Source organism: Terrirhizobium terrae, assembly GCF_030323265.1.
Classification (GTDB): Bacteria; Pseudomonadota; Alphaproteobacteria; order Rhizobiales; family Rhizobiaceae; genus Neorhizobium.
The window spans coordinates 427,698-453,943 of record NZ_CP104991.1; the positions used below are offsets into that span (position 1 = coordinate 427,698).

Sequence of the window (26,246 nt, forward strand, 5' to 3'; positions counted from 1 at the left end):
CGCCGACAAGCCGTGACGCACCAATAGCGCGGAGATTACCGCATGTACCGGCCCGCAGACAGCCCCAATTCACGACCGGGTCGCGATGAACCGCCAGGCTGCAATGGCTGCCAGACGATGGGGTGCAGCATAGCGCGCATAGTCCTCCGTTTCGGTGATCCTGCGCAGGTCCGAGAGGCTGCGATAACGCACGATGACGATGTCATCCCAACTTTCGGGTTCGCCCGGCACCAGCGTCAGCAGCTGGCGGCCAGCATGTACTAGCTCGTAGGTGATCCCCAGTTGCGCAGCAATCTGACCAAATGCGCCGGCATAGCCCTCGTAATAAGCAGCACGGGCAGAGGACTTTCCATCCGTAAAATCGTTCGGGTAACGCAGCCTCTCCCTGAAAGTCAGGAGGTTCACCATGACCACGGGGCCATTTCCCACCCGCTCCACGGCCTCGTCCAAAACGTGCTTCGACAATTCACCTTCATGCATGGCCTTATCTCCTGACGTATTTCGTCAACATGTCATAACTTGACAATTTTCGTCAGATTGTCAATGTATGCTATGGATGTCAGAACCGAAAAAGAAGATCATATTCTCCGCTCCGCAGAGTCGGTTTTCGTGCGCTATGGTTTCGCGCGCACGACCATGGGCGATATCGGCAAGGCGGCCGGGATGTCACGCCCTGCGCTATACCTCCAGTTTCAGGACAAGGAAGCGATCTTCAACCGCGTCATCGAAAGGATGGACGGCCAAGCGTTGTCGAGGATCAAGATGGCCATCGCCGACATCGTGCCGCTCGACGAAAAACTTCTTCACGCCTGCACGAGCTGGGGTACGCACGGGATCGAACTGGCAGCCGCGTTCCCGGATGCGGCGGATCTCTTCGATCTCAGATTTTCCGCCGTTCGCCAGGTCTATCGACGCTTCCAGGATTTGATTGTCGAGATCCTCCAGGCGAATGTGAAAGACTGGCCGATGGCCGTTTCTCCCGAAGATTATGCTTTGACGCTCACCTACGGCATGCGCGGCCTACGCTACGCGGCTCAGGATGTTGAGGACATGCGGCGGCTGATCGCCATCCATGTGACTATCTATTGCCAGCCATTGGCGAACCCGCTCTAGTCGATTTCGACGATCGGTATATCATTGAAATCAGTACTTTCTCCGGGCAAAGACCCGCGCTTCAAGCGCGGCCGGAGATTGAATCCTTTCGAAACGTGGCAAACGTGCGCTTTGAACTCGCTAAGGGTATGGAGGCGTGAGCTACGCGATCCGCGGGCCCGAGCTATCTGACAGCCTGGCCTTTACTAGCTGACCCAGGAGCATGCGGCATTCGAAAAGAGTGTCGCGTTTCTGACGGTGAACGATCTCGCTTAATTGCTCAACAATGAACGGGTTCGTTTTCTCGTCGCGGCCGAGGGGCAACGCTCTTCGGATATGCAGCGGTTCCGTTTGATTGGCCAGTCTGGCGGACCGACAGCCTATGCTCATTTAGATTGCCTGTTTGTCTCTGCGGCCCATCGCCGTGGAGGCATCGGCAGGAAACTGTTAACGGACACTAAGACGGTCGCTCTCTTGGAAGGGGTCGATCGGATGGAGTGGCAGACTCCAGTCTGGAATGAGCAAGCCATTCGTTTCTATCGTCGTGAACGGGCGGATAGCCAAAACAAGTCTCGTTTTGTCATGCCGCTCGCATGAAGTCTTGGCGCAAGGACATGCACAACACTGCAGACTGCCCTCCACTATCGATCTGGCGAGATCTGCCGTCGCCTTGTTGAGCCGCCATCGACCCTGCCACCTGGGTGCCAGCGGGCTGATCAAGCCGAAACATCGTTCAGCGAAGCCGGCGGCTCACGAGAATGAACAGAAGTCATAAGGTGAAGATCGGCAGAGAATATGCCAGCGCCGTAGGATTTTCCCACCGCCAAGGCGGGATATTGCTGCAGCCGCCCACGCCGGAAAGGCCGCATGACAGCCCTGCCACAAAGTACCAGAAGCCGATTGCGAAAGCGCGAACGGCTATTCCTGAAAAGAGAACCACGCGCCTCATGACGCGACAATATCCGAAAGGCTGAAAGAAGGTAAAGCCGCCCTCACTGGGCGGCTCAGACGCGATCATAGGTTCAATAGCTGCCTCTTCCTCGGCAAGCTTCACCTCGGCCGTCGCAATCTCGGCCGCGATTTCGCGGCGCTCGGCGTGGTCGATAGATGCTGCGAGTTCGGCACGCAGTTCCTGAATGTGATCGTAAGTGGTCATCGTCAGCTCCTTTGAAAGAAAGCAAAGGTCGCCAACCGATAAGGGAGGGGCTGGGTCAATGACGGCCGACGGCCGCCTCCGGGGCGTGGGGGAACCTATTTCGTTACGTAGCGGCGAAATTGGCGGGACCGCGCATCATTGACGCAGCCCCTTCCGTTCGGTGTAATTAGGTCATGTTGAGAGATATAACCTCTCCGCATTCCGCTCTCTTTCTTTCTTGTACCATGACCATCACCCGCCAAACCCTTCGATATCAAGCAGCCGCCAGCCGGGTCTATGCTGAAGCATGGACAGTTCTTGATATCTTCACAGGCCTGCCGATCGTTGTCGGCGGCATCGTCATGGACGGCCTGTCGGATGAACAGGTCAACGAATTGGTTGACGAGCTGAACCACGAGGATCTTGAGATGCGTGGTAAGTTGCGTCCAGGTCCGTAACAATGACGCTGTTTTACCGATCCTATCTGATCACCTTCGGGATTCTGGTCGGCGCGATCGCCGGCCTGGTCCGCTATCTCGATCGAGCCGGAACGATCTCGCTGCATTGGGCCTTCACAGCACTGGCGGCTGTCGCCGTCGCGGCGGGCTCAATTCTCGCAATTACGGGCGCATTCGGGAAGCCTCCGACGGTCGAGCGGTGGGCCGACAATGCGTCGTGTCATGCCGAGGGCACGGCCTACGTGGCGTTGCTCGCTTTACCAGTCTACGGGTTGCTCTGGTGCTTCAGCCGGGATAGCGGAAACACCGCAAGCCCAATCACCACCATGCGAAGCAAACGCGCAAATCGGCGCGCGCGCCGCCGCCCATCGTGAGCCCGCTAGCCTTTAATGCCTCGTTTCGGAAAACTCGCGCTCTACCTCGGACAGGAGCCGAACGGCTTCAATAACAGTCACCGCCGCTCCGTCGAGGTCTGCCGCGATCGTCGTATGTTCGCGCTCAATTCGCTCGCCAAGGACTTCCATATCCTTCCAACGAGGGTAGGACGCGGCGCGCGATGCCATCGCCTTGTAACGCAAACTCTTGCTCAACTCCTGTAGGACCGCATCGCGCTCGGCTATATCCATTTGCGAGAAGGTCTTTCGACCTGGTTCTAACTGGCTTGCCATACGCTACACTCCTTGGCGAATTGGTGGAATCCAACTCAAATTAAGGCCATAGGTTCCGCGCATTTCAGATGTTACTAATCCGTTAATCTGACATTGACTACAGCATCATTGGAACAGTGACGCGGCGTTAAATCCGACTATGTGTCGGCACATGATCAAACATGATGATTGGCTAAGAGCTGCCGAAAAGTGCGGTAGCTTTCGACGCATGTACGCGTTGGCAAAAGAGATTTCGAGCGAAAGCGATGATCCAGGTGTGCGCCGTGCCGCCGCCCGGGTCGTCCAGATCCTTGCATCCGTCATAGACCTGCCGCTTGCCAGCGCGAAGCAGCTGCAGGAGGGCAGGCGGCGTTTCAGCGTGCTCGTGAATGTCTTGGGTGACGTGAGGGAAAACGGGAACAAGTTACCTCGATCGTCGGTTGTGGCGTCTCATGACATCATGAAGAGGGTCAATCATGTCAAATACTGGAGCGGGTCGCGCGCAGGATCGCGCCAAGGTCGCCGGCGGACAGGAGCATGAAGTTCGCTACGAAGCGGACAAGGAAAATGTCTCCAAGGGCGCTGTGAAAGATGCCGTGCATGAGGTCGGCAACAGCCGCGACAAGGTTGAGGCTGAGCTGGATCGTAAAAAGTGATGGCGTCGGCCGATCGCTTTCCTTCCGACTTCATCAGACTGGCATCCAGCGCCATGGTGCGAAATGCGCTGCAAAGCCACCCTTCGCGCCAGGCACCGCCCAGTGATGGCGACTTTGCCGCCCTTCTCACCCGTTTGAGTGAGGCGGAAAAATCACGCCAACAGGACCGCTAGGCTGCAAAGCAGCCTTGTCCGCGAGCGTTTGTCGTTCCAGTTTCACCATGTAGTTGCGCCATACTCCCGGCGCGTCTGTTTTCCCCGGAGGTCCTGACCTCCCAATTGAGGGCCGCGCTTGCGCTGGCCCTTTTCTTTCATCCTATAGCGTGTTGACGATCGGCTTTTTGGTGTCTGTCCCATCATAGCGAGACGAGTTGACGTCACGGCTGACACGATGAAACACTAGCTCGTCGTCAATCTGCCGATCGAGCAACAGCGCCTTCGCGTCCGCGCCCTTGACGTCAGTATCAAGCCACTCGCCGTAGCTGCCCTGATCGAGAATGATAGGCATCCTCGTGTGAATGTGGGCGATGCGCTCAACAGCTGGCGCAGTGATGATCGTGCAGCTGGTCACGCCGAGCTTGTCGTTGTGCGCCCAGGCCTGCTCTCGGACCAGAAGACATCAGCCGGAGATCGGACGACATTTTCGATAGCGTGATGGCGATCGCCTTCAAGCAAGCAGAAACGCCCATCCAGTGATCGGCATTCTGCAAGGCATCGAAGAGGTTTTCCTCTTGGTGATATGCTCTGCCAGTCAAAGCCCGCAGCTCCTCGAAGACGAACGCGCGATAATCGGCGGAAGCGCCGAAACCGGTGCCCACAGCCGTCGCCCCGAGCGGCAGGCCGAGGCATGCCTGTTCCAAAGCTTTGAGGTCACTGGACTGGCGCTGAAATGCCGCTCGATAGCCTGAGAACTGTTGACCAAAGGTGATCGGCAGCGCGTCCTGCAGGCATGTCCGTGCGAGCTTGACGACATCGGCGAACAGACGCTCCTTTTCCAGAAGCGCTTCAACGAAGTGATCCAATGCCTGCCGGAGTGACGCCAGTTCGCCACATATCGCCATTTTCATGGCAGACGGAATGACGTCGTTGGTGGACTGCGCCATGTTCACATGCGTATTGGGATGAACCGGATCCGATCCTCTGCGACCCGTCAATATCTCACTCGCAAGGTTCGCCAGAACCTCGTTGACGTTCATGTTTGCCGCAGTGCCGCCATGATAGATGTCGACCGGATAATCCGCCCTCGATATCCCGCGCAACTGTTCTGTCGCCGCGTTTTCGATGGCCGCTGAAATCGCCGGATCAAGTTCGCCCGTTCGCCGATTGGTTATCGCCGCCGCTTTCTTGATCTGGATGATCGCGGGCACAAAACGCTCGATATCGGCTATAGTCCGCCCCGAGATAGAGAAATTCTCGATCGCTCTGACAGTCTGGATTCCATAGGCGATGTCGTCGGGGATCAGACGCGTACCGAGTGCGTCCTCCTCAAGGCGGGATGTTGTGGCGGGCATGAACGTCATGATGCATTCGCCGCCTGATCCTGGATCGTCTCAAAAATCCGTATCCAGCTACGGGCACCTTTGCGAAGGCGCTCCGTGTCATATCGCTCATCCGGGGCATGAATGGCATCGCCCGGAAGAATGAAGCCTATGACCACACACTCGGCCCCCAATCGATGGCTGAACTGCTCCACCAGCGGGATGGCGCCTCCGGTCCCACGCAGCACGGTCGGTGTCCCCCACTCCTCCGCAAGACCGCGGGCGGACGCGGTCAGAAACTGACTTTCCTGCGACAGGACGACGGCCGAACTGCCGCCCCCTCCCTCGAACGCTACACGACATCCTTTCGGCAGGCGCGCTTCGATGTGACTGCGAAAACGTTGCCGGATAGCTTCCGGCTCCTGTCCTGCGACCAGCCTGAACGACAGGCGCGCCGAAGCGGCTCCCGGAAGGACCGAACGTTCTCCCGGCCCCTGGTTGCCACCGGTAATGCCGTTGATATCGACCGTCGGCCTTCCCCACATGGCCTCGAGCGAAGAATATCCTTCTTCCGTCACGCCACCGGTCAAGTCTACGTCACCCAGCAACCCGCGCTCCTGCGCCAGTTCGGACCATTGCTGACGCACGGGTTCGGGCAACTCCTTCACGCCATCATAGAACCCATCGATTGCTACGCGCCCCTTGTCATCGTGCAGCCCGGCGAGGATCGCGCTCAGGACACGGATGGGGTTTGCGGCGACAGCACCGTAGTGACCCGAATGGAGGTCAGGATTGGGAGCGAAGATCGTAACCTTCTCATGGACGAGCCCCTTAAGCTGCGTTGTGATGGCCGGCTGGGTTGGCGACCACATTTCAGCGTCGCAAATGAAGGCGACATCGCACTTCAGTTCGTCTCGATACGCCTCGATAAACTCCGGCAGGCTTGGAGAGCCGCACTCCTCCTCCCCTTCCAAGAGGACGATGATTTCGGCCGGAAAATCACCTTGAGCGCTTTTCCACGCCCGCAGCGCCTCAATGAAGGTCCAGAGCTGGCTCTTGCTGTCGGACGCACCCCGGCCATAGAAGCGATGGACACCATCTTCCTCCACAATGCGCGGCTCGAACGGCTCATGTTTCCAATCCGCCCGATCTCCAACGGGCTGGACGTCGTAATGACCGTAGAACAGCAGGCAGGGACGCGCAGAGCCTGGATTTGCCGCAGACCGCGCCAGAACGACAGGATGCCCTTTTGTGGGAACGACTTTCGCCGGGAGCCCAATGGCATCCAGCTCCGCCTTGAGCCATTCGGCCGCCTTGGCGATATCCGCTTCAGCCGAAGGCTCACTGGAGATTGACGGTATCGCAATCAACTCGAGCAGCTTATCGACCGCGACATCAAAATTCCGGTCGACATCGCGCAACACATCTTCTCTATCCGGCACGTCTCATTCCTCAATCTGTCCAGGAAGCACAGGCTTGGCCAATATCAACCGCTACTCGCGGCCTTCATCTGACCTTCTGGCGAAGCTGCTGTTGCGTGCGCCTCCAGCGTCTCAAGCAACCGTTCCACATCGGCCCACAGCTCGGTCTCATCTTCGAGACCGATGCTGAGGCGCAGGATGACATCCGGGCCGTCCCAAGCCGTTGCCGTGCGAAAATCGTCGATGGACATCGGAGCGGCCAGGCTTCGCGTGCCCCCCAGGATGCGCCGATGGCGAACACCTGTAGCGTGTCGAGCGCTGCTGCAACGTGGGCGGCGGCTTGCCTTTTGAAGACGATGCTGAACACGCCGCTCGACCCGAGAAAATCCCTTTTCCAGAGCGCATGACCAGGGAAGGTTTCGAGCGCCGGGTGCAGAACCTGATCAACGACAGGATGCCCCGCGATCCTGCGTGCAAAATTAAGCGCAACCCGCTCCGAGTGTCGCAGCCGCACACCGAGCGTCTCGAAGCCACGCAGGACGAGCGATGCATCGTCCGGAGAGACCCCGATACCCATGCGGCCGATCAGCGAGCGGATCGGTTTGAGGAGGCTTATATCCTTGATGGTGATCGACCCCATCAGCACGTCCGAATGGCCTGATACGAATTTGGTCAGCGCTTCGGTGACGATATCGGCACCATGTTCGAGCGGCTTGAAGTTGAGGGGCGTTGCCCAGGTGTTGTCGACCCCGACGAGCGCGCCGTGCCGGTGTGCAATCGCAGCGATCCTCGGCAAGTCCTGAATTTCCATCGTCGTGGAGCCCGGGCTTTCGCACCAGACGATTTTCGTGGTCGGACGGATCTTGGCGGCAACCTCTTCAGGCGACTGCGGATCGAAGAACTCTACCTCCACCCCCAACCGTTTCAGATCGGTCTCGGCGAGATCGCGCATAGGTGGATAGGCGGTATCCGCCATCAGGATATGATCGCCAGCGGCCAGAAATGGCAGGACGGCCAGCGCATTCGCGGCTTGACCGGATGGTGTCAGGAAGCTCCACACACCGCATTCAAGGCTCGTTAGCTTTGCCTCAAGCGTGCGCGTGGTGGGTGTGCCATAGAGACCATATGAATAGCCTTCATGGCCTCGGTCACCGCGGGAAGCATAGGTGGCCGCATCCTTGAACACGATCGTCGAGGCCCGATGCACACCGACCCCGAGCGGATCGAAACCTGTAGTGGGCACTTCAGGCGTAAGGACACATTGGGTGAGATCGGTCATTGTATCTTTCTGGGCATCGTTCATGGCCGGGCCTTTCCGAAGCGGCTGCGAAGTCCCGAGGAATGCAATTCCGAAACGGGCTTCTTTGCGCTACTGCTATTCGCGTGAGTTATCGATGATGATTTGGGAGTGGTGATGAACCTTCGGCAGGTTGAGATCTTTCGGGTGGTGATGACGAGTGGCACCACGGCGCGCGCAGCGGAGATCCTGCACGTCTCCCAGCCTGCGGTCAGCAAGATGATCCAGGAGCTCGAGCGCTCCTCGGCTTCGATCTGTTCCAGCGCATCAAGGGACGACTTCATCCGACGCAGGAGGGCCAGCTCTTCTTTCGTGAGGTCGAGCAGGCTTTTCTGGGACTGGCGCACCTTCGGGGCGCTGCGGCTCGCATCCGCGATTACGGATCGGGCGAGCTGAGGATCGCCTGCCTCTCGGCCCTCTCGACCAATGTGCTTCCGCGCGCGCTGCAGGCCTTCATGGCAAGAAATCCGAACGTCGCGATCACCTTTCAGGCAAGGATGTCGTCCAATGTCCGCGATCTCGTGGCATCTGGGCAGTTCGACCTCGGCGTCGTGGCAGACGAGATCGACAGCACGGGTGTCGAGGTCGAAGAATTTGCCCGCTTCCGGGTCGCGGTCGCCATGCCCAAAGGCCATCCGCTCGAAGCGCTCGAGGTCGTTCATCCGGCCGACCTCGCTGGCCACCCTTTTATCGCGCTCGCCCCGGAAGACACGACCCGTCGGGAAGCGGAGGACGCGTTCGAGCGCGCCGGCGTGACCATTCGACCTGTGATGGAGACCCCCTACTCCACCACGATCTGTGCGATGGTGGCTGCGGGCATCGGGGTTGGGCTCGTCAATCCGTTGACGGCCGAGCCCTATGTCGAACACGGGCTGGTCCTGCGACCGTTCGAGCCTGCCCTGCATTTTCGCACACTGCTGATCACGCCGCCCAATCGGCTTGCGTCGAGAAATCTGGACGAGTTTGTCCGGGATCTGCGCGCCGCCGTCTGACTGTCTACCTCTGATAATGGTCATGGCGGTCACAGGACCTTGGAGAGAAATGCTGCCGTGCGCGGGTTCTGCGGATCGGCCAACATCGAACGCGGGTGGCCCTCTTCAACGATCTGCCCCTGATCCATGAACACGAGGTGATTGCCTACTTCGCGTGCAAAGCCGATCTCATGGGTGACCACGACCATGGTGATGCCGCTTTGCGCCAGATCCTTGATGACATCCAGCACTTCGCCGACGAGTTCGGGGTCGAGTGCAGAGGTTGGCTCGTCAAAGAGCATTACCTCCGGCTCCATCGCCAGTGCACGGGCGATTGCGACGCGCTGCTGCTGACCGCCGGAGAGCTGTGCAGGATAACGGTCACCAAATCCGTTCAAACCCACACGGCCGAGCAGTTGATTGGCCTTGGTTCGCGCCTGATCATTGGGCCAGCCTTTGACATGCGCCGGCCCTTCCATGATGTTTTCCAGCGCCGTCATATGCGGAAACAGATGGAAACGCTGGAACACCATGCCGGTCAGCCGTCGCTGTGCCGCGATCTGTCCGGATGACAATGGGTGAAAGCGGCCATCCTGCTCGACAAACCCCTGTAATTCGCCTTTCAGGAGAACGCGACCTGCCGAGATTGTTTCGAGCTGATTGATGCAACGCAGCAGCGTCGACTTGCCCGACCCGGATGGACCGATCGCTACGCAGACCTCACCACGCCGCACGCGCAGGCTCACGCCTTTCAAGGCATGAAACGGGCCGTAGAATTTGTGAATATTCTGCATCTCGACGCAGAATTCGGAAACATTGGCGTTCATGACCTACTCCGCCCGTGTTGAATGAACGGAAACGCCCTTGCCGAAGTGACGCTCGAGAAAATACTGACCAACCATCAACAGGCTGGTGATGGCGAGATACCAGGTGCCGGCGACCAGCAGCAGCGGGATCGGCAGGTAAAGCCTGTTCGAAATCGCGTTGGTGGCGAATGTCAGGTCCAGCGTGAACGGAATTGCCAGAACGAGCGACGTCATCTTCAGCATGCCGATGGTTTCATTTCCGGTCGGCGGAATGACCACGCGCATCGCCTGCGGCATCAGGATGCGAGATCCAGATCTTTGCCCGCTTCATCCCCAGCGCCTGGGCAGCCTCGGCCTGTCCGCGATCGATCGAATTGAAGCCGGCTCGGAAGATTTCGGTCAGATAAGCAGACTCGTTGAAACCGAGGCCAAGGATCGCCGCCATGGCAGGCGTCAGGATGTATTTCGTCTCAACGCTGATGATCTCCGGCCCGAAAGGGATCGAGAGGCTGAGATTGGGAAACAGAACCGCGAAAAGCCCCCAGAACAGCAACTGCGTATAGATCGGCGTTCCGCGGAAAAACCACACCCAGCCATAGGCTATACCGCGAAGGATCGGATTCTCGCTGTCTCGCATAACGACCAGCAGACCCGCGACAGTGATCGCTACCGTCATTGCTACGACGGTGAGAAGAAGCGTCCAGCCGACCCCGCGGATAACAGGCGGAGCGAACAGGTAGTTGAGGTAGACATCCCAATGAAAGTTGGGATTGGCCGATATGGCCTGACCGATCTGAAGGGCAAGGACCGCGAGAACCGCAACAGCGATCCATCGTCCCGGATGACGGCGAGGGACCACGACATTACGCGTGATTTCCTGCCTGTCACTGGAGACCGGCTTGAAGCCGGTCCCAATGTTTTCGACCTCGGAAGTCATGTGATCAGATCTTGACTTCGGGGTTGACCAGAGCCTTCTCGACGATCACCGAGCCAACGCCCCAGGTGTCGAGCAATGCCTTGTACGTGCCGTCAGCAATCAGGGAGTTGATCGTGTCGGCGACGAGCTGCGTGAGCTCCATGTCCGACTTGGCGACGGCAATGCCGTTCGGGCCATGCTTTGCCAAGGGACCAGTGGTCGGCTTCAATGTTTCGAAAGCGCCTTTCGACTGTTTTGCCGCATAACCTATGCCTGCTTCGCCGGAAACGGTGGCATCAGCGCCGCCGGCTGCCACACGGGTCAGCGCTTCAGGCTGCTTGGAGAACGGCAAGATCTCGATGGCAGCCTTGCCTTCCGTCTTGCAGCGCTCGTTTTCTTGGATGACGGCACGCTCATGATAGCTGCCGGACTGTATCGCGACCTTGCGACCGCAGGGATCAGCCGGATCGAACTTGCCCGGGTTTCCAGCCTTTACGGCCCACATGCTGCCGGTATCGGCATAGCTGACAAAGTTGACCGCCTTCATGCGCTCCGTGGTGACGGAAAAAGCCGAGACGCCGAGATCAAATTTCGTGCCGAGAGCAGGAAGAATGGCTTCGAAGGCAGAGGTCTGGAAATCGATTTTTACGCCGAGCTTCTTGCCGATGGCGTTTGCGATATCGACGTCGATGCCCTCAGGCGTCTGCCCATCCTTTTCACTCAGGAATTCCCATGGCGCGTAGGCCGTGTCGGAGCCGATCGTGATGACGCCCGATGTCTTGATTTTGGCTGGCAGGCGAGCGGCGAGAGCTTCTTCCACCTTGATGTTGGACGTGTCGAAACTCTGAGCGGAAACCGCCGTGGCGCCACTGAAGGCAATGGCTGCGATCAACGGAATGCGAAAGACCGAATTGAACATTTGATGTTCCCCATCTTGTTATGTTTGCGACGGGTGGGACGCGGCTTGGGAGGACCGCATCCTCTTCGTCCCGGGCACTATGGGGTCTCTTCTGAGGTAGGTCCAATAATAAGATCAAGCCACTCTATTCCTATAGGTTATTGCTATGGTCTGATGGCTCCCATGATGTGCAGACGAATTTCATAGTTTGTGGCTGAGGCTGCATCACAAGCGAGCCGTGAGGGCAGCATCAAGCTTGCGCCGGGTGAAGTCCCCTTCGGGTAGCCTGATTGTTTTTGTGCTCTCGACTACCCGAGCCGAGAGCAGCTGATTTGTATTTGGGAGATGTTAACAACTGCAGCCGTTCGTCCGCGAAGGATCAATCGACCCGATTTTGCAGTCTAATGAAAACGCTTACCAATGTGATCAAGCAGACCGCACAGTGCGGCTCGCATATTCATTGTGAAGGCGCTGCTGGTTCAGAGCATCCTGTTTAGGCGCGACGCCGAAGGTTCTTGAATATTCACGGCTGAACTGCGACGCGCTCTCGTACCCGACCTTGTAGGCCGCTTCGGTAACATTGGCAGCCTGCGTAACCATGAGGCGGCGCGCCTCCAATAGGCGGAGTTGCTTCTGGAACTGAAGCGGTGTCATCGAGGTCAGGGCTTTAAAGTGCTGATGAAACGACGACGGGCTCATCCGCGCGACATCGGCTAACTGCTCAACGCGTAAAGTATCAGCGAAGTTGGTGTGTAACGTGGATATGGCTCTTACGACACGTTCGATGTTCGATTCCGGGCATGCCAGTTTGCAGATCTCGCCGCCATGCGGGCCACTCAAGAGCCAATAACAAATCTCACGTACGATCGAAGGCGCCAGAATTGGAATGGCCTTCGGCGTCGCCAGCAGTCGAACCAGGCGGAGGATGCAATCGGCAAGCGGTTGGTCCACTTTCGCGACAAAAGCACAAGGGCCGGTCGTTTCCGATTGCGCTGGTGGTGTGTCCAATTGCTCCAGAACTTCGCGCACAGTTGCAACATCGAAGTCGATCATGACGCCCACATAGGGCGTTGCGGCAGTCGCCTCCACGATCCTTCCGGTCGCCGGCACGCCGACGCTGACGACGAGGCACTCCATGCTGCGATAGTTGAGATGCTCATCGCCGAACTGCAGCTCCTTGGCGCCCTCCAGCACCACGCATAGCGACGGCCGATAGATGTTTCTCATCGGCATCATCGACTGAAACGAGCGAACGACGTTGAAGCCTTCTATAGCGGTCGGGAACAGGCCTTGCCCCCGCCCTGTTCTTCGATGTAAGCCGTGACGGCTGAGAGCAATGGTGTATTCAAGCGGGGCTCCGGTTGCTTCAGTGGCCACGGCAACACATGGCTCCTCGCCGGCACTATCGCTTCACTTGTAGGAATAGGCAAGTTTCTTGAAGGTTCGGGCATTCTGGTCATTGGACACTCCATCTAGCTTAAGGGTGCAACCAAGCGAGGAGTGACCTCAAGATGACAGAAATTGTCGCCCGGTCAACAGACCCTGTAGAGACACGAGCACCGCCTGCTTCCACCACCGGGGCATATGTTGAAAACCTGCGAATGGCCGCTATCTGCATCGTCCTTTTGCTGATCAACGCGTTCTCGCAAATCGATAGGATCCTTCCATTCATCCTGGCGGAAAAGATCAAATCAGACCTGCGGCTCACCGACACCGAGATGGGCCTGCTCACCGGCCTTGCCTTTGCAGTCTGCTACGCACTTCTCTCATTACCGCTTGCCCGTGCGGCAGATCGGGGATCGCCCCGGCTCGTATTGGTTTCGTGCGTCCTGATCTGGAGTGTCATGACAACGCTCGGTGGTTTCGCCGCCAGTTTCATGTTCCTCGCCCTAACGCGCTTCGGCGTGGCATTCGGGGAGGCTGGCGCGGTCCCGGCGGGCCATGCTCTCATCGTCCGCAAAATCCGCCCTGAGCGCCGCGGTCTTGCGATCGGCCTGTTCGCAATGGGTATACCCCTTGGCACGATGGCAGGATTCGCCGCAGGCGGTGCGCTTGCAGATGAGTTTGGCTGGCGCGTCGTTTTGATCGGTGCTGGCGTTGTAGGGATCCTGATCGGTCTGGTAACCATTCTGGTTGCGGGCTCCACTCCCCTCTTGCAGCGACAGCCTCACGCGACGAGCCCTTTCTTCGAACGAGTCTTGACCTTTTATCTTCCCCGGCGTTCCGCTGGTTGTTCACAGGTACCATTTTCCTGGGCTTCGCCGGCGCGCCCTTTTACGCCTTCTCCATACCGTTTCTGATCCGCACCTATGGTTTTACCGCGACGGAGGTCGGCGTGTCATTCGGCATGCTGCAGGGGCTGATGGGCATTATAGGGACATTGGGTGGTGGGCGCTGGTTCGATTCCGCCGTCCGCTCGGGCACCGGCAGGGTACTCGGCCCTCCGGCAATCTTGTTCCTGATCGCCAGTGTGACAACGACTGCAGCACTGTTTGCACCGACCGGCTGGATGTCGATTGCGCTCTTCGTGCCGGGGATGCTTTCATTTTCGTTCATGTTGCCGTGGGGCTTCGGCGCCGCCCATCTGGTTGCCGGTCCTGGACGTCAGGCGCAGTCGACGAGCCTCGTCATGATCGGATCCGGCCTCCTCGGGCCTGCACTGGGTCCTCTGATCGTTGGCATTGTCAGCGATGCTGCGAGCGCAGCCAATATTTCAAACGGCCTCGGGCTCGGCCTGTTGATCGTGCCTTTGTCCGCCATCCTCGCAGGCACCACTCTCCTCATCGCAAACAGAAGGGTGAGCGCCTTCCTCGGCCAACGCTGACTGCAAGCGCCGTCCCGCAAACCAATCGAAATCTCAGGAGACGTTAAATGTCCAACACAGACAATTCCCGGCGCACATTCCTGGCCCTCGCGGTGGCCGCGCCATCCGCACTTGCCATGAGCGGCATTGCATCGGCCCAATCGTCGGCCAATGACGCTTCCGCCCAATCAAGTGAAACGGGTAGCGCAATCGTCACGGGCTCATCCCGCGGCATTGGCGCAGCCACCGCCCGGCGCCTGGCGCGGGACGGGTACGCCGTAACGGTCAATTATCTGACGAACCGGGATCTTGCCGAAGCGGTCGTTCGCGACATCGAGACGGCTGGCGGTCGCGCCATCGTCCGCCAGGGGGACGTTGCGGATCCAGCTGCAGTCAAAGCTCTTTTCGATGCCAATGACGAAGCCTTCGGCGGCGTCGACATCGTAGTCAACAATGCCGGCATCATGAATGTCGGTCCGTTCGCTCAAATGACCGACGAGGCCTTTGACCGGATGATGGCCACCAATATCAAAGGGAGCTTCAATGTTCTGCGTGAGGCATCGCGACGCGTTCGCGACGGCGGCCGGATCATCAGCCTCAGCTCAACGATCATCAAGATGAGCCCTCCTGGCACGGCAGCCTACGCTGCAACCAAGGCGGCGCAGGAGATCTACTCAAACGTTCTCGCCAAGGAGTTGGGCGGCCGCAACATCTCGGTCAATGCGATATCGCCCGGCGCCGTCGACACCCAACTCTTGCGCCAGCACGGGGAAGAGGCGCTGCGTGGCATACCGGAGGCCACCCCGCTTCGTCGGCTGGGCCAGCCAGAAGATGTCGCCAATGTCATAAGCCTTCTATGCTCGCAGGACGGGGCTTGGATCGATGGCCAGAACATCTTCGCAAATGGCGGCATTGCCTGATCGACGCCGCTTCCCGTCAAGCGTCACGGGACCGATTTTTAAAGGATATCTCACCATGAAATACAACACACTCGGAAATACCGGTCTCTTTGTCTCCGAACTTTGCCTCGGCACGATGACCTTTGGGGGCAAGGGGATCTGGGCCAATATGGGTAACGTCCAGCAGGACGACGCACAGGCCCTGATCGCTCGCGCACTCGAGCACGGAATCAACTTCATCGACACCGCCGACATCTATTCAAGCGGCACGTCCGAAAAGATTGTCGGCCAATCACTGAAAAACCTCGGTGTTCGGCGAGAGGATGTGGTTATCGCGACCAAGGTCTGTGGGCCTATGGGTCAGGGCCCGAACGAGGCGGGCAATTCCCGCGGTCACATCTTCGATAGCGTCAAGGCCAGCCTGAAAAGGCTGCAGGTCGACCACATCGATCTCTACCAGCTTCACAACATCGATACTGTGACGCCAATCGAGGAAAGCCTCTCAGCACTCGACGCTCTGGTCAAGCAGGGTCTGGTTCGTTATGTCGGCGTCTCAAATTGGTCGGCCTGGCAGATGGCGCGGGCCATTGGCCATAGTGAACGCCTTCAGATCGCCAAGATCGCCACCTCTCAAAACTACTACACGCTCGCTGGTCGCGATATCGAGCGGGAAATCGTCCCGCTCGTCAAGGCGGAGAAGCTCGGTCTTCTGGTTTGGAGCCCGCTCGCGGGCGGGTTGCTCAGCGGCAAGTTCGGCCGCGACAAGCAAGGCGAGGAAGGAAGCCGTCGGACCACGTTCGATTTTCCGCCGGTCGCTCTGGATCGAGCTTACGACGTGATCGATATAATGGAACGCGTCGCCGCCAACAAAGGTGTCAGCGTTGCACGGATTGCGCTGGCGTGGCTGCTGCATCAGCCGCACGTGGCGAGCGTTATCGTCGGCGCAAAGACGGTCGCGCAGCTCAACGACAGCGTCGGGTCGTCCCAGATCACGCTCAGTGCGGACGAAATCGCCGAGCTGGATACTATCAGCAAGATCGCTCCTGAATATCCAACCTGGATGCAGCGAACGCGCGAGGTCCCGACAAGGCCGCCGCTCGGCAAAACGATCGAGGCCGTCGAATAGGCTCGGACCCGGAACCGCCCCATTCCGGATCCGTGAAAGGTCGCTTCACCCCACGGCGACCTTCTGTCCGCCGAAGACGCGCCCCCGAACTTTGCGTCTTCGGCGGACAAACTTGCCCCCGAAAAAAGGAACTGATGATGACAAATTCATGGACACTTGACGACATGCCGTCCCAATCGGGCCGGACGTTTCTGATCACCGGAACCGGTGGCCTGGGTTTCGAAGACGCGTTTGCGCTGGCCAAAGCCGGTGGCGACGTCATCATCGCAGGGCGCAATCCGGCGAAGGGCGCCGAGGCCGTCCGGCGCATCAAGGAAAGGACCCCGCAGGCATCGGCCACTCTCGAAGTCGTGGACCTTGCCAGCCTCGCATCGATCGAGGCGATGGCCAAAAGACTGAAGGAAACCCGCGACCATATCGATGTTCTCATCAACAATGCCGGTGTCATGACGCCGCCAAAGCGTCAGACCACCAAGGACGGATTCGAACTGCAGTTCGGCACCAATTACCTCGGTCACTTTGCCCTGACCAGTCACTTGCTACCGCTGCTCATCCGGGCGCGGGATCCGCGGGTCGTCACGCTTTCCAGCATTGCGGTTCGCAGCGCAAGCGCCGCGATCAATTTCGGCGATCTGCAGGCGGAGCGAAATTATAAGCCGATGCCTGTCTACACTCAGTCGAAGCTGGCATGTCTGATGTTTGCTTTCGAACTGCAACGCCGAAGTGAAGAGGCAGGCTGGGGTATCACCAGTATCGCTGCCCACCCGGGCGTGTCGCGCACCGATCTGCTTCATAACGCCCCTGGGCGCCACAGTTCTCAAGGTCTGCTCAGGACGTTCTTGTGGTTTTTGTTTCAGCCCGTCGCGCAAGGCGCGTTGCCGACTTTGTTCGCGGCGACATCTCCAAACGCACGAGGCGGCGGATATTATGGGCCCGCTAGGCTGGCCGAAACCCGCGGACACCCGACAGAGGCGCAGATTCCGCGACAGGCCTTGGAAAAGCATGTGGCGTACAAGCTCTGGGAAATCTCGGAGAAGCTGACCGGGGTGTCGTTCGCCGCACGGGCTCCAACATTGGAACTCTCTAGCCCGGGCGCAGCAACTATCGCGCGGGAGGGGTAAGAGATGGACCCGCTCGGACATCTTGTCGAATGGATTGCGATATACGGTATATTTGGCCTCTTCGCGATCGGGCTTGCGGAGCGTTTCCTGCCTGCCCTTCCCTCCTACGGAGTTCTCGTCGCCATTGGGATTGCGGCCGACGATGAGGTCTGGTCGCTCCACACGGCCGTTATCGGCACGACGGTTGGAAGCTCGATCGGAGCTCTCGGTCTATATCTTCTTGTGCGTTTAATCGGAAAAAGGCGGACGACATCCCTTCTATACTCTGTCGGCCGTTGGGTAGGCCTATCAAAACCGCGTATCGACTGGACTCTGTCCTCCTTGCGGGAACGGGAACGCGCGCTCACGATCATGTCGCAACTCATTCCAACAGTGCGATTGATCTCGCCGGTGGCGGCTGGGCTTTTAGGCACAAGTACGCTGCGATTTGTCGCTGGTGTATCAGTCGGCATTGTTCTGTGGAACGGGTTGTTTATTGCCGGCGGTTACCTGGCCGATGTGGCTATCCCCGGCATTAATTCCTCCGCGCTCGCACTGAAAATACTGGTCCTGCTTGTTGCCGCGGAACTGCTCATCGCTTTGGGATGGCGGCTTCAGCGGCGATATTCGACCCGTCCGGATCTTGGAGCAAGCAAGCGATGACAAATAGAGCTTCTGATGCGTTCTTGTTTTTTCGGGCGTGGCTTTCCGCTCCCCTCCGTGTCGCCTCCGTTACGCCGTCAGGGCGGGCGCTGTCTTCTCTTATAACCGCCGAAATATCCGCCCAGACGGGCACGGTCATCGAATTGGGTCCTGGAACCGGCGTTTTTACAGAAGCATTGCTGCATCGGGGTGTTCCTGAAAAAATCTCGTGCTGGTGGAGTATGGCGCGGAGTTCGCGAACCAGCTCAGCGATCGCTTCCCAACCGCGAAGACTGTTCAGATGGACGCTGCTCAGTTGCGCAAGTTGCCGCTTCACGCGAAGGCGCCTGTGGGTGCTGTTGTCAGCGGCCTGCCTGTCCTGTCTATGCCGTTGCGCAAGGTGCATGCTATCCTGGAGGGGGCATTCTCGCATCTTCGCCATGGTGGGGCGTTCTACCAATTCACCTACGGTCCACGATGCCCGATTCCCAGGCCCTTACTCGAACGTCTGGGTTTGAAAGCGACGTATCTCGGCTGGACCTTCGCCAATATTCCGCCCGCGTCCGTCTATCGCATCAGTCGACGAAGGCCACGCAGGGCATTCGAACCAACACATCAGGATCTGTTGCTCCACGGCTAGAAAATCCATTCTGGTCAGCAGCAGCTCAACCGTTTGGCTAATCTTATTCCGGCGGAGCTTGCAGGCACTGGAAATTCCATAACAGCCCGACGCGGTCCTTCAGTCCCAAGCCAAGTGAACTCCGAGAGATGGCACATGCATCAGGCAATTTCCGCATCGTGCATTAACCGCAATTGCAAAGCATGGCTAATCAGTCTGCGCTGAATTTGCCGGCTAATCCTTTCGCATGGCCTGACTTACCCTGAAATGACGACTTCGGACTTTCGCGCCGGACAGATGACAGCCCAGCATTGTTGCAATCCGACAGGAGATGAAATCCAAATGTCAGACCCGCATGATAGCAAGTTTCTCGAAGTCACTCGGCGACAGGTTTTAGAGGCTGGAACGATTGTCTCGATGTCTGGCATGCTCCCGGTAGCTGCACAGGCACAAGGTTCGGTCCCACAACCCTCGCAAGAGAACGGCGCGACCGTTAGGATCAGCTTTCAGATCAACGGCCAACGACGTGCCATTGACATTGATGCCCGGGCATCCTTGCTGGACATGCTGCGTGAGCGCCTGGGCCTTGCCGGCGCTAAGAAGGGATGTGACCACGGTCAGTGCGGCGCCTGCACAGTCCACATCGACGGGCGACGGGTCGCTTCCTGTCTGACACTCGCCGCCAAGGTCGATGGGCGCAGCGTCACGACCATCGAAGGCATCGGCAGCGCGGACGCACTGCACCCCATGCAGCAGGCGTTTATCGACCACGATGCCTTGCAATGCGGCTATTGCACGCCCGGGCAGATCATGGCCGCGATTGCGTGTGTAAAAGAGGGGCACGCTTCAACACCAGAAGACATCCGGGAATATATGAGCGGCAACATCTGCCGCTGCGGAGCCTATGTCGGCATCGTTGCGGCGATCGAACAGGCCGCTCCTCAGATCGAGCGGGGCTGAACTATGAGATCACTATCCTATGTCCAAGCCAAAACTGTGCGCGAAGCCATCGAAGCATATGCCGCGGCAGGCGAAGGTGCGCGCTACATTGCTGGCGGAACCACTCTTTACGACTTGATGAAGCTCGGTGTCGAGCGGCCCGCCCATCTGGTCGATATCGCCTCTCTGGAAGGGGCTGACCGGATTGATACAAGCGGTGACGTTCTGTTTTTTGGCGCCGGAGCGCTTATGGCAGACGTCGCCGAAAATGATGTCGTCCGCCGTGACTATCCCGTCTTGGCCGAGAGCCTTTCGAAAGCCGCCTCTCAGCAGCTTCGCAACATGGCGACCGTCGGCGGAAACCTGCTGCAGCGGACCCGTTGTCCCTATTTCCGGAACGGCGCAATTGGCGCCTACCCCTGCAACAAGCGAGCGCCCGGCTCCGGATGCGCAGCGATTGGGGGCTTGATCGCGGGCAAGCCGTACTCGGCATCAGTAACGCTTGCACGGCCGTATCACCCGGCGACTGGCCGGTTGCGCTGACGGCGATGGACGCGACAGTGGAGATCCAAGGTCCGGCGGGACCACGATCAGTTCCCATCGCTGAATTTTACCGACTGCCTGGTGATACTCCCCATCTCGAATTCGAGATCGAAGCCGGCGAGATCGTCACCGGGATATCAGTTCCGAAGACGGAGGCCGGCCGCAACTCGACCTATCTCAAAGTGCGCGATCGCGAGTCATATGCTTTTGCCCTCGCCTCGGCAGCCGTGGCGCTGGCGATGGACGGCGATCACGTACGGCAGGCGAATATTGCTCTCGGCGGCGTTGCCACCCGGCCATGGCGGGCACGCGAGGCAGAGGCGCTTTTAAACCGTCGAACGATCGAACCGGACATTGCGCTGGCTGCCGGCAGAGCGGCATTCGCCGATGCCCGACCAGGCGAGCACAACGCATTCAAGATTGAACTCGGTGCTCGCACGCTTGCCGATGCCATCATGACAGCTGGAAGGAAGATGCAATGACACAGGAACGGACCGCTGACCGCCCTCGGGTCGATGCTTATGAAAAAGTGCTGGGTCGGGCACTATACGCGGCAGATCAGCCGATCGCCGGTCTGCTTCATGCGATGGCGGTTCCAGCGACAATCGCCAAGGGACGTATTGAAGCGATCGACGCAACTGCCGCTGAAAATGTGCCAGGCGTCGTGCGCATCTTCACGCATGAAGATTTCTCGCAGATCAAGACCACACCGGCCGCTCGCGGCGCTTACGGCCAGCCAGGAAAAGGCCATCAGCCGATGACGAGCCCGGTCGTGCGCCACCGGGGCGAACCGGTCGCCCTGGTGGTCGCCGAAACGTTGGAGGCCGCCATCGAGGGCGCGGAAGCCATCAAGGTCCGCTACGCCGAAGAGGCATTCAGCACTCACATGGAGGATGATCATGCCAGCCCGGAACCGGAGCCGGATCGCCAGCTGTCCTCCGGTGATGCGCAGGCAGCCTTTGCTGCTGCCGATCATCGCATTGATGTGGAGTACGTGCATCCCCAACAGCATCACAATCCAATCGAGCTGATCTCGACGACCGCCGCATTCGAGGATGGAGAACTCCGGATCTATGAAGGCACCCAGGCGGCGTCAGCTTTTGCCGGCGGCCTTGCAGGGATGATGGGAATGGAGCCGACACGGCTGCGCGGCGTGAGCCCCTTCACAGGCGGTGGCTTCGGCCAGAAGAACGGCATTCAGGAGCAGAGTGTGCTTGTTGCAAGCGCCGCCATTCTACTGCGCCGTCCCGTGAAACTCGTGATGCCGCGTGGTCAGTTGTTTCACACGGCATCCTATCGCCCAAGAAGCCGTCACCGGATCCGGCTCGGGGCGGACAAACAAGGTCGCCTCCTGGCAGGCCTTTATGAAACGGTCCAGCAAAACAGTCGGTACGATGGGTTTGCCTGTGATCACGGCGCCAATCCCCTCGCATGTACGAATATGGTGCCTGGGCAGGAAGCGACCGGATCATCCGGGTCGACACCCAGACGCCCGGCCATCAGCGTGCACCGCATGAGCATCCCTCTAGTTACGCCACCGAATGCGCATTTGATGAGTTGGCTGAGTCTGTCGGGATGGATCCCGTCGAGCTCCGCATCCACAATGACGCTCAAAATGACCTGATTACTGGAAAGCCATTTTCGTCTCGTCATCTGGTTGATTGTCTAAGACGCGGGGCGGAGCTGATCGACTGGAGCCGACGAGCCCGCGAACCTGGCTCCTTGGGAGCAGAGAACGGAGACCGCATCGGCCTCGGTGTTGCCTGTGGCAGCTACAAGGGATCGATGACGGCAGCTGTTACGACACTTCGTCTGTCGGCAAGCGGACGATGTGAGATCTCGACATCCGGCCATGAGATGGGACAGGGCATCCGTAGCGTCATCGCCGCGGAGCTTATCGAGGTTCTTGGCGTCGATCCAACCAAGCTCGATATCCGGATCGGAGATACCGGACATGCGCCACAGCATATAACCGCGGGCTCATGGGGGACGGGAAGCGTTGCGCCGGCCGCGCGAAGCGCTGCCCTGAAACTGCGGGAAGAGCTTAGCGTTCTAACCGGTGCGCCATTGTCGGAAGAACCGGTTCATGTCCAGCTCGCCCGGACCCGCCGCCCCTCTTTGGAAGTCACGGTGAATACGATACCGCTCGGCAAGGACGCACAGGTCATCGAGCAGTTGCGCCGGGGTATCCCATCCACTACCGGCCCCGAATATCCGGACTTCATGGCGTTCAGCTGGATCGCCCATTTTGCTGAAGTTCACGTGGAGACATCGACCGGGCGCGTGCGCGTCAAACGCGTCGTCAGCGTTGCCGACTGCGGTCGGGTCATGAACCGGCGTACTGCGGAAAGCCAGGTCAGAGGCGGTGTCGTCTGGGGAATTGGCGCAGCACTCCGCGAGGCCGGTGAAACTGACCCCCGCTTCGGCGGAGTCCTCAACAATGACCTTGCCGAATATGTCGTACCGGTCAACGCCGACATATACGCGATCGATGTCGATTTCATCGATCAACCGGACTTCAAGCTCAACATGTCCGGCGTCAAGGGTCTCGGCGAAGTCGCCATGGTCGGAGCGGCTGCAGCCATCGTCAATGCCGTCTACAATGCGACCGGCAGACGTGTGCGACATCTGCCCATCAGGATTGAAGACCTGCTGTAAAGCAGGTCTCAACGGCAAGGCATGCGAGACGAAGGAGGGCACCCGATGCCCTTTTCTGGGCACAGTTACGCGACGGAAGAGTGGCGCAATCGAGCTGCCCTTTGAAATGCGCGACTATCTAGCTCTTCATCGAGTCATTGTGCGGATTGGCTGCAATACCGCCTCTTCGAGGGCTGACATCCGGATCGGGTCGGCAACGGCGTAGGCAGGGTCGGCGATCATCTCGACGAAGGCTGTCCGTCTTGGGTAGCGTACCAGCGCCACCGCGTCCCAGGATTGACCGGGTTCGGCGCAGAGCGCGGTCGCGCCGTCGCCGGTGAACACGATTTCCGCGCCGTACCGGGCGACGATCGGGCCGGCCATGGCGAGGTAGTCAAGATAACGCTGGCGCCCTCCGTCTGGCTTGAAGCGAAGAAGGTTGAGCATCACGACGGGCTGTTCGTCATCTTCTGCAAGAAAGCGGTCAATATCTGCGGCGGTGAGTTTGATCATGATAATTCTCCAGTGATAGGGGTCTCAGCCTCGTTCAATCGTCTGGAAAATTATGCTATCGCCACTGTACGCTCCATAATGGAAACCCCAGACTACTTTATCTGAAGCCCTAAAATGGATCCCTTCCTCGATCTTATCCGACTGCTGCGGCCGCGCGCTGCGCTTCTGGGTCGCGGCATCGATGCCGCCGGTGACTGGGGCCTGAGCTTTCCAGCGCTGGGAGACCTGCTGTTTTTCTGGATAGAAAACGGCACTTGCCAATTGATACGATCCGGTTGCGATCCGCTGTCGTTAGAAAAGGGCGACTTCGTGCTGCTGCGCACCATGCTTCCTTTTACGCTGGCTTCCAGTCAGGAAGTAGAGCCAGTAGACAGCGTCGCGGCCGTGGCCGCCAAGCGAGAGGGACGGTTGAAGCTGGGCTCCGGTCAGGAACGACTGACTTCGCTTCACATGGGCAAATTTTTGTTCTCGACCGCCAATGAGGATCTCCTGACGGAGCTTCTTCCATCCCTCGTTCGTATCCCCTCTCGTTCGCCCAAACTCCACCGGCTTCACAATCTGCTGACGCTGATGGAATCCGAAGGCCGGGAGCCAGGACCGGCTAGCGAATTCATCATCGTCCGCCTCGTCGAGCTGGCGCTGGTCGAAATTCTCAGGATGTCTGCTTCGGGCCTTCCGGAACCGACTGTCGACCCCGCCAGCAGCGGTCTGCTTGCCGGCCTTCGAGACCCGGTTGCGGGCAAGGCAATTCGTGCCATGCACGCAAATGTCGGGCAAGCCTGGACGGTCGATACGCTGGCAAGGCTCTGTGGTGTCTCGCGGTCCGCCTTTGCCACGCGCTTTCGTGCCGTCGTCGGGATTGGCCCGATCTCCTATCTGTTGCGGTGGCGCATGGCGCTTGCCAAGGAGGCGCTCAAATCTGGAACGGCCAGAGTGGAAGAAATCGCCTTCTCGATTGGCTATAAGTCGGCGAGCGCGTTCAGCACCGCTTTCACCCACGCCGTCGGCTGCTCGCCGAGCCGCTTCGCAGAAAGCGCGTTGCGCTCCGCATAGGAAAGCCGACTTCACTCCCAAAGGGTCACGCCCCGCCACGCATCCTTTGATCGATGCTGCCGGTAATGGCGTCCCAGCCAACCAAGGTAAATTCCGCCACGGCTTGTAACTCTGCGCGCTCGGCTCCATCGCGGGCGCGGATCGCCATGCCGCTTTGGACTGTCTGCACGAACCTGGCAAGTTTGGTCGTGTCTGCCGTGGCCTCAAGGTCACCATCGCTCTTCGCTCTGTCGAAGCGTGCCTTGAGGATATCGAAACCGCCTGCACGGGTCGTTCGCATGAGTTCGCCCAGTTCGGAATGCCCCTCGCTGCCCACAGTCGCAAGAGTCGCCATGCATCCGTGCGGCAGATCGCCATCTCCACCCGTCATCGCGACTGCCGAATCCTGAAGAAATGCCAGCGCTGCGTCTTTCGCGGTCGAAGCAGCTCTAAAGCGGGTCCAAACCAATCCCTCGTAAGTCGTGTAATAATATTTGAGCGCTTCCGCATAGAGCTCATCTTTCGAGCCGAAGGCCGCATAAAGGCTCTTTGTTCCGATCCCCATTGCCTCCGTCAGGTCGGCGATCGAGGTCGCCTCGTATCCCTTAATCCAGAACAGTTTCGTCGCGGCGGCAAGCGCAGCTTGCCGGTCGAACTCCCGCGGTCGCCCCGCGAACGCGGGGACGATTCTGAATGGTCGGCGCAGGTCGAAACACCATTGTGCATCGACCACTGCATAAATGAGTTGACAGGAATTTGCAATGGCATTAGCGATTTATGCAGCGATCACTGCATAAAGGAAATGATGATGGAATTGCTTGGAAAGCGTGCATTGGTGAACGGCGGCTCCCGGGGTATAGGAGCCGCGATTGCGATTGCGCTCGCCGAGAACGGTGCGGACGTCGCGTTCACCTATCAGCGCTCGGCAGACAAGGCTGCATCGGTGGTTCAGTCTATCGAGGAAAAAGGCCGGCGTGGGCTGGCCATTCAGGCCGACAGCGGCGACCCGGACGCCATCCGTCGCGCGGTCAGCCAGACGGTCGACACACTTGGAGGACTTGATATCCTCGTCAACAGCGCGGGCATCGGAACCGCCGGCATGACCGCGGACCTGGCGCTTGCCGACTTGCAGGCCATGCTTGACGTCAACGTTCGCGCGCCCGTGCTCTTCGCACAGGCGGCGATCCCGCACCTCTCGTCCGGTGGCCGGATCATCTCGATCGGCTCCTCGCTGGCGGAACGTGTGCCTTTCGCAGGTGTGACGGCTTACGCGATGTCGAAGTCCGCGCTCTTGTCGTTTACGCGAGGCCTTTCGCGCGAACTCGGGCCTCAAGGCATCACCGTCAATCTCGTTCTCCCGGGTTCAACTGACACGGAAATGAACCCCGCCAATGGCGAGAATGCTGACTATCAGCGGAGCCTTACCTCGCTCGGTCGGTTTGGCGAGCCCCGTGAAGTCGCCAGTGCAGTCGCATTTCTGGCAGGCCCTGCTGCCAGTCTGGTCACCGGCGCCGTTCTAAGTGTAGACGCCGGCTTCAACGCGTAATCCTCCACCTTATTCGGACGTCGGCCTCCCCGACGTCCTCCGCCCTCGCATCGATTCTTGGCTGGTGCCGGAA

27 protein-coding genes and 6 pseudogenes are annotated in these 26,246 nt (G+C 59.0%); 19 read left to right on the forward strand and 14 right to left on the reverse strand.

Annotation, left to right across the window (positions count from 1 at the left end; genetic code table 11):
* Positions 1–69 precede the first annotated feature (69 nt).
* Entirely contained in the window at positions 70–480 is a 411-nt protein-coding gene (locus tag N7E02_RS05935; protein WP_286578452.1) for a DUF1330 domain-containing protein, read from the reverse strand.
* Positions 481–519: 39 nt separating this feature from the next.
* Here N7E02_RS05935 and N7E02_RS05940 point away from each other — a divergent pair, with 39 nt between their 5' ends.
* On the forward strand, positions 520–1,113 hold the full coding sequence (locus N7E02_RS05940) for a TetR/AcrR family transcriptional regulator (protein WP_353622789.1): 594 nt from the start codon (positions 520–522) through the stop codon (positions 1,111–1,113).
* A gap of 255 nt (positions 1,114–1,368) precedes the next feature.
* Positions 1,369–1,689 carry a GNAT family N-acetyltransferase gene (locus N7E02_RS05945; protein WP_286578453.1) on the forward strand — a complete coding sequence of 107 codons (321 nt, stop codon included), beginning with the start codon at positions 1,369–1,371 and terminating at the stop codon, positions 1,687–1,689.
* A 172-nt stretch (positions 1,690–1,861) separates the two neighbouring features.
* Here N7E02_RS05945 and N7E02_RS05950 read toward each other — a convergent pair whose 3' ends face one another.
* Positions 1,862–2,248, reverse strand: a complete 387-nt coding sequence (locus N7E02_RS05950; RefSeq protein WP_286578454.1) for a hypothetical protein — start codon at positions 2,246–2,248, stop codon at positions 1,862–1,864.
* Positions 2,249–2,472: 224 nt separating this feature from the next.
* Between N7E02_RS05950 and N7E02_RS05955 the strand changes: the two genes are divergently transcribed.
* Together N7E02_RS05955 and N7E02_RS05960 are read left to right on the forward strand one after the other, a co-directional pair.
* Positions 2,473–2,685: a hypothetical protein gene (locus N7E02_RS05955; protein WP_286578455.1), complete on the forward strand. Its 213-nt coding sequence runs from the start codon at positions 2,473–2,475 to the stop codon at positions 2,683–2,685.
* Between the two features lie 2 nt (positions 2,686–2,687).
* On the forward strand, positions 2,688–3,059 hold the full coding sequence (locus N7E02_RS05960; protein ID WP_286578456.1) for a hypothetical protein: 372 nt from the start codon (positions 2,688–2,690) through the stop codon (positions 3,057–3,059).
* Between the two features lie 12 nt (positions 3,060–3,071).
* Here N7E02_RS05960 and N7E02_RS05965 read toward each other — a convergent pair whose 3' ends face one another.
* The gene (locus N7E02_RS05965; protein ID WP_286578457.1) at positions 3,072–3,353 is read right to left on the reverse strand and encodes a hypothetical protein; all 282 of its coding nucleotides are present in this window, start codon (positions 3,351–3,353) and stop codon (positions 3,072–3,074) included.
* 455 nt (positions 3,354–3,808) lie between these two features.
* Here N7E02_RS05965 and N7E02_RS05970 point away from each other — a divergent pair, with 455 nt between their 5' ends.
* The gene (locus tag N7E02_RS05970; RefSeq protein WP_286578458.1) at positions 3,809–3,988 is read left to right on the forward strand and encodes a DUF3606 domain-containing protein; all 180 of its coding nucleotides are present in this window, start codon (positions 3,809–3,811) and stop codon (positions 3,986–3,988) included.
* A gap of 315 nt (positions 3,989–4,303) precedes the next feature.
* Here the strand turns inward: N7E02_RS05970 and N7E02_RS05975 are convergent, their stop codons facing one another.
* The 4 genes and pseudogenes from N7E02_RS05975 to N7E02_RS05990 form a co-directional block, all read right to left on the reverse strand.
* Complete coding sequence (locus N7E02_RS05975; RefSeq protein ID WP_286578459.1) at positions 4,304–4,558, reverse strand: SOS response-associated peptidase family protein; 255 nt, start codon at positions 4,556–4,558, stop codon at positions 4,304–4,306.
* On the reverse strand, positions 4,521–5,507 hold the full coding sequence (locus N7E02_RS05980; RefSeq protein WP_286578460.1) for a lyase family protein: 987 nt from the start codon (positions 5,505–5,507) through the stop codon (positions 4,521–4,523). The genes N7E02_RS05975 and N7E02_RS05980 overlap by 38 nt, the downstream gene beginning before the upstream one ends.
* The gene (locus N7E02_RS05985) at positions 5,504–6,889 is read right to left on the reverse strand and encodes a M20/M25/M40 family metallo-hydrolase (RefSeq protein ID WP_286578461.1); all 1,386 of its coding nucleotides are present in this window, start codon (positions 6,887–6,889) and stop codon (positions 5,504–5,506) included. Before N7E02_RS05985 ends, N7E02_RS05980 begins: the two co-directional genes overlap by 4 nt.
* 62 nt (positions 6,890–6,951) lie before the next feature.
* Positions 6,952–8,165: pseudogene (locus N7E02_RS05990) on the reverse strand (trans-sulfuration enzyme family protein).
* A gap of 135 nt (positions 8,166–8,300) precedes the next feature.
* On the opposite strand from N7E02_RS05990, the gene N7E02_RS05995 reads away from it, so the two are divergent.
* Both N7E02_RS05995 and N7E02_RS06000 read left to right on the forward strand, forming a co-directional pair.
* Complete coding sequence (locus tag N7E02_RS05995) at positions 8,301–8,579, forward strand: LysR family transcriptional regulator (protein ID WP_286578462.1); 279 nt, start codon at positions 8,301–8,303, stop codon at positions 8,577–8,579.
* Between the two features lie 32 nt (positions 8,580–8,611).
* The gene (locus tag N7E02_RS06000; RefSeq protein WP_286578463.1) at positions 8,612–9,175 is read left to right on the forward strand and encodes a LysR substrate-binding domain-containing protein; all 564 of its coding nucleotides are present in this window, start codon (positions 8,612–8,614) and stop codon (positions 9,173–9,175) included.
* A 29-nt stretch (positions 9,176–9,204) separates the two neighbouring features.
* Here the strand turns inward: N7E02_RS06000 and N7E02_RS06005 are convergent, their stop codons facing one another.
* The 5 genes and pseudogenes from N7E02_RS06005 to N7E02_RS06020 form a co-directional block, all read right to left on the reverse strand.
* A complete protein-coding gene (locus tag N7E02_RS06005) occupies positions 9,205–9,981 on the reverse strand; it encodes an amino acid ABC transporter ATP-binding protein (RefSeq protein WP_286578464.1) in 777 nt (258 codons plus the stop codon).
* Positions 9,982–9,984: 3 nt separating this feature from the next.
* Positions 9,985–10,239, reverse strand: a complete 255-nt coding sequence (locus tag N7E02_RS29510; protein WP_353622790.1) for an ABC transporter permease family protein — start codon at positions 10,237–10,239, stop codon at positions 9,985–9,987.
* The gene (locus tag N7E02_RS06010; protein WP_353622791.1) at positions 10,214–10,897 is read right to left on the reverse strand and encodes an ABC transporter permease subunit; all 684 of its coding nucleotides are present in this window, start codon (positions 10,895–10,897) and stop codon (positions 10,214–10,216) included. The genes N7E02_RS29510 and N7E02_RS06010 overlap by 26 nt, the downstream gene beginning before the upstream one ends.
* Positions 10,898–10,901: 4 nt before the next feature.
* Entirely contained in the window at positions 10,902–11,795 is an 894-nt protein-coding gene (locus N7E02_RS06015; RefSeq protein ID WP_286578465.1) for an ABC transporter substrate-binding protein, read from the reverse strand.
* Positions 11,796–12,200: 405 nt separating this feature from the next.
* Positions 12,201–13,177: pseudogene (locus tag N7E02_RS06020) on the reverse strand (AraC family transcriptional regulator).
* Positions 13,178–13,285: 108 nt separating this feature from the next.
* Here N7E02_RS06020 and N7E02_RS06025 point away from each other — a divergent pair.
* The 10 genes and pseudogenes from N7E02_RS06025 (at position 13,286) to N7E02_RS29520 (ending at position 23,103) form a co-directional block, all read left to right on the forward strand.
* Positions 13,286–14,598: pseudogene (locus tag N7E02_RS06025) on the forward strand (MFS transporter).
* A gap of 47 nt (positions 14,599–14,645) precedes the next feature.
* The gene (locus tag N7E02_RS06030; protein WP_286578466.1) at positions 14,646–15,497 is read left to right on the forward strand and encodes an SDR family oxidoreductase; all 852 of its coding nucleotides are present in this window, start codon (positions 14,646–14,648) and stop codon (positions 15,495–15,497) included.
* 55 nt (positions 15,498–15,552) lie between these two features.
* Complete coding sequence (locus N7E02_RS06035) at positions 15,553–16,602, forward strand: aldo/keto reductase (protein ID WP_286578467.1); 1,050 nt, start codon at positions 15,553–15,555, stop codon at positions 16,600–16,602.
* A gap of 137 nt (positions 16,603–16,739) precedes the next feature.
* Positions 16,740–17,723, forward strand: coding sequence for an oxidoreductase (locus N7E02_RS06040; protein ID WP_286579096.1), 984 nt, complete (start codon positions 16,740–16,742; stop codon positions 17,721–17,723).
* Between the two features lie 3 nt (positions 17,724–17,726).
* On the forward strand, positions 17,727–18,365 hold the full coding sequence (locus N7E02_RS06045) for a DedA family protein (protein WP_286578468.1): 639 nt from the start codon (positions 17,727–17,729) through the stop codon (positions 18,363–18,365).
* Positions 18,362–18,984 (forward strand): annotated as a pseudogene (locus tag N7E02_RS06050) (class I SAM-dependent methyltransferase). Before N7E02_RS06045 ends, N7E02_RS06050 begins: the two are co-directional and overlap by 4 nt.
* 321 nt (positions 18,985–19,305) lie before the next feature.
* On the forward strand, positions 19,306–19,923 hold the full coding sequence (locus N7E02_RS06055; protein ID WP_286578470.1) for a (2Fe-2S)-binding protein: 618 nt from the start codon (positions 19,306–19,308) through the stop codon (positions 19,921–19,923).
* 3 nt (positions 19,924–19,926) lie between these two features.
* Positions 19,927–20,927 (forward strand): annotated as a pseudogene (locus N7E02_RS06060) (FAD binding domain-containing protein).
* A gap of 104 nt (positions 20,928–21,031) precedes the next feature.
* Positions 21,032–21,781 (forward strand): annotated as a pseudogene (locus N7E02_RS29515) (xanthine dehydrogenase family protein molybdopterin-binding subunit); the annotation flags it as partial.
* 95 nt (positions 21,782–21,876) lie between these two features.
* Positions 21,877–23,103 (forward strand): xanthine dehydrogenase family protein molybdopterin-binding subunit, encoded by a 1,227-nt coding sequence (locus N7E02_RS29520; protein ID WP_353622792.1) that lies wholly within the window; start codon positions 21,877–21,879, stop codon positions 23,101–23,103.
* A 126-nt stretch (positions 23,104–23,229) separates the two neighbouring features.
* Here the strand turns inward: N7E02_RS29520 and N7E02_RS06070 are convergent, their stop codons facing one another.
* Positions 23,230–23,595, reverse strand: a complete 366-nt coding sequence (locus N7E02_RS06070) for a DUF1330 domain-containing protein (RefSeq protein WP_286578471.1) — start codon at positions 23,593–23,595, stop codon at positions 23,230–23,232.
* Between the two features lie 114 nt (positions 23,596–23,709).
* On the opposite strand from N7E02_RS06070, the gene N7E02_RS06075 reads away from it, so the two are divergent.
* Positions 23,710–24,648 carry an AraC family transcriptional regulator gene (locus N7E02_RS06075; protein WP_286578472.1) on the forward strand — a complete coding sequence of 313 codons (939 nt, stop codon included), beginning with the start codon at positions 23,710–23,712 and terminating at the stop codon, positions 24,646–24,648.
* Between the two features lie 25 nt (positions 24,649–24,673).
* On the opposite strand, the gene N7E02_RS06080 is transcribed toward N7E02_RS06075, so the two are convergent.
* On the reverse strand, positions 24,674–25,333 hold the full coding sequence (locus tag N7E02_RS06080) for a TetR/AcrR family transcriptional regulator (RefSeq protein ID WP_286579097.1): 660 nt from the start codon (positions 25,331–25,333) through the stop codon (positions 24,674–24,676).
* Between the two features lie 99 nt (positions 25,334–25,432).
* Here N7E02_RS06080 and N7E02_RS06085 point away from each other — a divergent pair, with 99 nt between their 5' ends.
* On the forward strand, positions 25,433–26,173 hold the full coding sequence (locus tag N7E02_RS06085) for an SDR family NAD(P)-dependent oxidoreductase (protein ID WP_286578473.1): 741 nt from the start codon (positions 25,433–25,435) through the stop codon (positions 26,171–26,173).
* The last annotated feature ends 73 nt before the right edge of the window (positions 26,174–26,246 follow it).